This is a genomic window from Vibrio sp. YT-18 (genome assembly GCF_033337345.1).
In the GTDB taxonomy this organism is placed as follows: Bacteria; Pseudomonadota; Gammaproteobacteria; order Enterobacterales; family Vibrionaceae; genus Vibrio; species Vibrio alginolyticus.
In genome coordinates this window covers 1-1,006 of sequence record NZ_JAWOQO010000317.1, presented here as the reverse complement: position 1 = coordinate 1,006, position 1,006 = coordinate 1, and the positions used below count along the sequence as shown (strand labels likewise).

Sequence of the window (1,006 nt, the reverse complement as noted above, 5' to 3'; positions counted from 1 at the left end):
GAGAAAGAGTGTATTCTATCCCCATCGCACCTTGCGTTTCTACTTTAATTTGCACGTTATGTTTTGGCGCTGCTTTCATTAGTGCATCTGCCGCCATATTAGTATGAGCGATGCCTGTAGGGCATGCTGTCACCGCTACGATTTTCATGTTCTATCCGTTTTATTTTTTGTGGATATTAGCACAGCCACCGCAGATTGAATTGATTTGAGCTGGATTAACGCAAGAGCTCTATCACAGTTTGAATCTCATGTTACATTAATCCAGTTAATGCACTTTTAGTCCTATATATCAAAGGGTAGGCACTGGTTAATCTATGCCCAAATAAAATGAGTAGGAACGCATACGAGCCAGGGGACCCTGTATCTCAAACTCACTTGGGTATATATTCGAGCGTGAATATTGGAAGGTAAAACAATGGACATCACAAACCTAATTGAGCTGGAAACGATATGTTTAGATCTAAAAGCTCAAACCAAAGATGAAGCGCTCAAAGAGCTGGTCGAGATGCTAGAGGCCGCCGGCAAGCTCAATAGTCAAAGCCAGTTCTTGGCAGATATCTGGAAACGAGAAGAGATCGGTAACACAGGATTTGATGATGGTATTGCGATCCCTCATGCCAAAAGTGATGCTGTAGCGAAACCGGCTGTCGCGGTCGGGATCAGCCGCATTGGGATTGATTATGGCGCCGAAGATGGTGAGCTGTCCGATGTGTTTTTCATGCTGGCGTCCCCAGATGGTGATGATCATCATCACATTGAAGTATTGGCACAAATTTCCACCAAAATTATCGAAGACGGCTTTGTTGAAAAGCTCAAGTTGGCTCAATCGCGAGAAGAAGCGCTTGAGATGCTGACTGATATTCAAACCCAATCCAATGAATTTCTCCCAACTTCTTTAGAATTTGCATCAGAACCCCTGAGCCCTTGGGCGCAAAAACTTGGTCGCATTAAAGAGCACTTGCTGTTTGGCACATCCCACATGATCCCGATTATCGTTGCGGGAGGT

At 44.5% G+C, this 1,006-nt stretch carries 2 protein-coding genes; one reads left to right on the top strand and one right to left on the bottom strand.

Translation table 11 applies throughout. From position 1 onward, the window contains the following. Window positions 1–148 (bottom strand): PTS fructose transporter subunit IIB (locus R7M72_RS26265; RefSeq protein WP_411913734.1); only part of this gene is annotated, 148 nt, incomplete at its 3' end. A gap of 267 nt (window positions 149–415) precedes the next feature. Between R7M72_RS26265 and R7M72_RS26260 the strand changes: the two genes are divergently transcribed. Continuing rightward, window positions 416–1,006 (top strand): fructose PTS transporter subunit IIA (locus R7M72_RS26260; protein ID WP_318056614.1); only part of this gene is annotated, 591 nt, incomplete at its 3' end.